Below are 3,068 nucleotides of genomic sequence, written 5' to 3'. Positions count from 1 at the left end.
CGAGGCGTGCACCGCCGCAGGCCTCGACGAACTTGACGCTGCCGTACAGACCGTCGCGGTCGGTGAGCGCGAGGCGTCCGTACCCGAGCTCGGCGGCGCGGGCGACGAGTGTCGCGGGTGGGGTCGTGCCGTACTGCAGCGAGTACGACGAGGCGACCCGAAGGTGCGTGAACTGCATGGTTCACCTCACCTGGACCGGGGTCATGCGCGAACCGACCGGCGCGAGCGGCGGGAGACCGGCGTGCTCGAGGACGATCTGCAGGAACGTCTCGGCCTGCCGCACGAGATCGTCGGCCTCTCGTGCGGCGGGCACGAGGATGCCTGCGCTCACGGCGCGGCTGCGGCGCCCGCTCTCGGTGAAGAACGCCGCCCATTCACCCAGCTCGGGCGCGTGCTGGGCGAGCGTCACCCACGCACTGCGCGGCTTGGAGCTGAGGCTGCGCGGCGCCTTCCACGCGAGCAACCCAGCAGCGGCGCGCAGCGCCGCGAGATGCGCCGCGACGTAGCGCTGCGAACTCGTCGAGACGGTGCAGGCCTCGACGAGGGTGTCGTGGGAACGCGCGACGAGGTCGAGCAGATCGGTGGAGCAGACGGCGGGGACGTCGTTCGTCGAGGTGACCGACGTCGACGTGGTCGGGGCTGTGGTCAGGGTCGTCATGGGGCACTTCCTTCGTCGATGGGGCGGGAACGGACGGTTCAGTCGATGAGCTCAGTCGGTGAGGGCGCGCAGCGACCAGCGCTCACCGTGGTGCACGAGGTGGAAGACCCCGCTCGAGGCGCGGCGCCCGGCCGTCGCCTCGACACGCCAGGTGCGTTGCTCGAGCCGGCGCTGGACGTCAGGGACGCCCTGCTCGTCAGGTGTCGTGGGACGGGCCGGATCACGCCACCACGGCACCCGTTCACGCCAGGTGTCGAGCACCTGCGTCACCCGGTAGCGACGCCCGCGCCACTCGAAGACCACGGGCCTGCCGCACGCGTCGACCCCCATGGCGACGACGTCGTCGTACTCGCGCATCACACGACCTCCTCCTCGGTGGAGGGCAGAGCCCTCCCCACGAAAAATCGAACTTCTGTTCGATGAGAAGAATGTACGACCGACGTCTGACAACCCCGTCAGGTCGCGGTTCCCACGCCGCTACGCGTAGGCTCACGGGTAGCCGATCTGGAAAAGGAAACGCACCGTGCCCGACTCTCTCGATGCGCCGCGCCTGCTCGAACGACTGCAGGAGACCCTCGATGCCGAGGTGAGCCATCAGCGCGACGTCCTCGCCCCCCTCGGCGGCCAGACCGACCTCATGCTCGACGCCGTCGCCACCCTCCTGCGCGGAGGCAAACGTGTGCGTGCGTCGTTCCTGTACTGGGGTTACCGCGCCGCCGGTGGAGCCGACAGCGACGCCCTCGTGCGCTGCGCCGCGTCGATGGAGCTGTTCCAGGCCGCCGCGTTGCTGCACGACGACGTCATGGACGCGAGCGACACCCGACGCGGCATGCCCGCCGCGCACCGGGCGATGGCCGCCGCGCACCGCAGCCGCGGTCTCGACGGTGACGCCGACCGCTTCGGCGAGGCCGGCGCCATCCTGGCCGGCGACCTGTGCCTGACGTGGGCCGACGAGATGTACGCGACGAGCGGCCTGCCCGCCGACGAGGTCGCGCGCGGCCGCGCCATCTTCGACCTCATGCGCACGCAGCTCATGGGCGGTCAGTTCCTCGACGTCCTCGAGGCCTCGACGCCCTGGGCGACGATGGGCACGCCCGAGCGCATCGAGCGTGCGCTGCGCGTCATCCGTTTCAAGAGCGCCAAGTACACGATGGAGCACCCCCTGCTCATCGGTGCGGCGAGCGCGGGCGCCTCCCCCCACGTCACGCAGGCCCTGTCGCAGTACGGTCTCGCGCTCGGTGAGGCCTACCAGCTGCGTGACGACCTGCTCGGCGTCTTCGGCGACCCGGCCCAGACGGGCAAGCCCGCCGGCGACGACCTGCGCGAGGGCAAGCGCACCGTCCTCGTCGCTCACCTGCTCGACGCCGCCGGTGACGAGCCGGAGGTCGGCACGTTCTTCGCCGAGCGTTTCGGCCACGACGACCTGCGCGAGGACGAGGTCGAACGCATTCGCGTGCTCGCTCGCGAATCAGGGGCCGTCGACGCCGTCGAAGCGCGCATCGCCGAGGGCGCTCAGCGCGCCCGCGCGGCGTTGGACGGCGTGCGCAGCCAGGTGCCGGCCGACGCCTACGCCGCGCTGGAGGCGTTCATCGAGTCGACGACGGCCCGCACGTTCTGACGCGGCAGCTCGCGATCAGAACGCGTCCTCCATGGCGCGCTTGCGCACCTCGGCCTTGCGGCCCGCGCGCAGCATGTCGATCGGTGCCCCGTCGATCGGGAGGGTCTCGTCCGGCGTGCACAGCCAGCGGATGGCCTCGTCGTCGTCGAACCCGCCGTCGTTGAGCACCGTGACGGTGCCCATGAGCGAGGCGAGCACGCCGCCGCCCTGGATGAAGGCGGCCGGCACCGCGACGACGTTGCGCTCCCCGACGCGGCTCGCGATGATCTCGCGGTCGGCGATCATCTGACGCACCTGGCGCAGCGACATGCCGAGCGCCTCGGCGAGGTCGGGTACGGTCAGCCAGTCGCCGACGAGGGTCTCGAGGTCAGGTGCGGTTGCGTCATTCACCCTCACAGGGTGCCAGAGACTCTCTCATCGGCGCACGTCGAGCGCGCCTCCACCAAAACGTCACAGCCGCGACCTAGCGTGGACACATGCCCGCCCTTCTCGCCCTGCCCGTCGCCGTCCACAGCGCCGCCCAGCCCGTGCACCACCAGCTGCGCGGCCCGCAGTCGCACGCCGAGACGCCGACGTCACACCGCGCGAACGCCGCGAAGAAGCCGGTGCGCAGGATGGCGACGACGCGCGTGCGCGCCGGCGACACCGTCTACGGCATCGCGCGACGCATGCACTCCAGCGTCGCCGCCATCGTCAAGGCGAATCCCGGCATCGAGGTGCGCCGCCTGCTCCCCGGCACGACGCTGCACGTCCCCGTCGCTACCTCCGCCGCGCACACGCCGTCACCCCACC

The 3,068-nt window shown here is 71.3% G+C and carries 6 protein-coding genes; 2 read left to right on the top strand and 4 right to left on the bottom strand.

The genetic code is table 11. The annotated features are described in order from the left end of the window. The 3 genes from AX669_RS14235 to AX669_RS10125 all read right to left on the bottom strand — a co-directional run. A partial coding sequence (locus AX669_RS14235; RefSeq protein ID WP_156444988.1) for a PHP domain-containing protein occupies positions 1–178 on the bottom strand: 178 nt, incomplete at its 3' end. 3 nt (positions 179–181) lie between these two features. Beyond that, positions 182–658, bottom strand: coding sequence for an SAV_6107 family HEPN domain-containing protein (locus AX669_RS10130; protein ID WP_062258230.1), 477 nt, complete (start codon positions 656–658; stop codon positions 182–184). Positions 659–709: 51 nt separating this feature from the next. After that, positions 710–1,015 carry a DUF6504 family protein gene (locus AX669_RS10125; RefSeq protein WP_156444987.1) on the bottom strand — a complete coding sequence of 102 codons (306 nt, stop codon included), beginning with the start codon at positions 1,013–1,015 and terminating at the stop codon, positions 710–712. Between the two features lie 166 nt (positions 1,016–1,181). On the opposite strand from AX669_RS10125, the gene AX669_RS10120 reads away from it, so the two are divergent. Beyond that, positions 1,182–2,276, top strand: a complete 1,095-nt coding sequence (locus AX669_RS10120) for a polyprenyl synthetase family protein (RefSeq protein WP_062258226.1) — start codon at positions 1,182–1,184, stop codon at positions 2,274–2,276. 15 nt (positions 2,277–2,291) lie between these two features. Here AX669_RS10120 and AX669_RS10115 read toward each other — a convergent pair whose 3' ends face one another. After that, entirely contained in the window at positions 2,292–2,666 is a 375-nt protein-coding gene (locus tag AX669_RS10115; RefSeq protein WP_006946890.1) for an Rv2175c family DNA-binding protein, read from the bottom strand. 86 nt (positions 2,667–2,752) lie between these two features. Here AX669_RS10115 and AX669_RS10110 point away from each other — a divergent pair. Further along, positions 2,753–3,068: LysM domain-containing protein (locus AX669_RS10110; protein WP_156444986.1), on the top strand; the 316-nt coding region annotated here is incomplete at its 3' end.

Source organism: Dermacoccus sp. CCH2-D9 (genome assembly GCF_001556795.1).
Taxonomy (GTDB): Bacteria; Actinomycetota; Actinomycetes; order Actinomycetales; family Dermatophilaceae; genus Dermacoccus; species Dermacoccus nishinomiyaensis.
Note: the sequence above shows the minus strand (reverse complement) of the source record. Positions and strands in the feature narration are given on the sequence as shown.

Excerpts from the sequence above, each read along its gene's own strand:
- AX669_RS10130 (WP_062258230.1), bottom strand. The coding sequence starts at position 658 with ATGACGACCCTGACCACAGCCCCGACCACGTCGACGTCGGTCACCTCG.
- AX669_RS10125 (WP_156444987.1), bottom strand. The coding sequence starts at position 1,015 with ATGCGCGAGTACGACGACGTCGTCGCCATGGGGGTCGACGCGTGCGGC.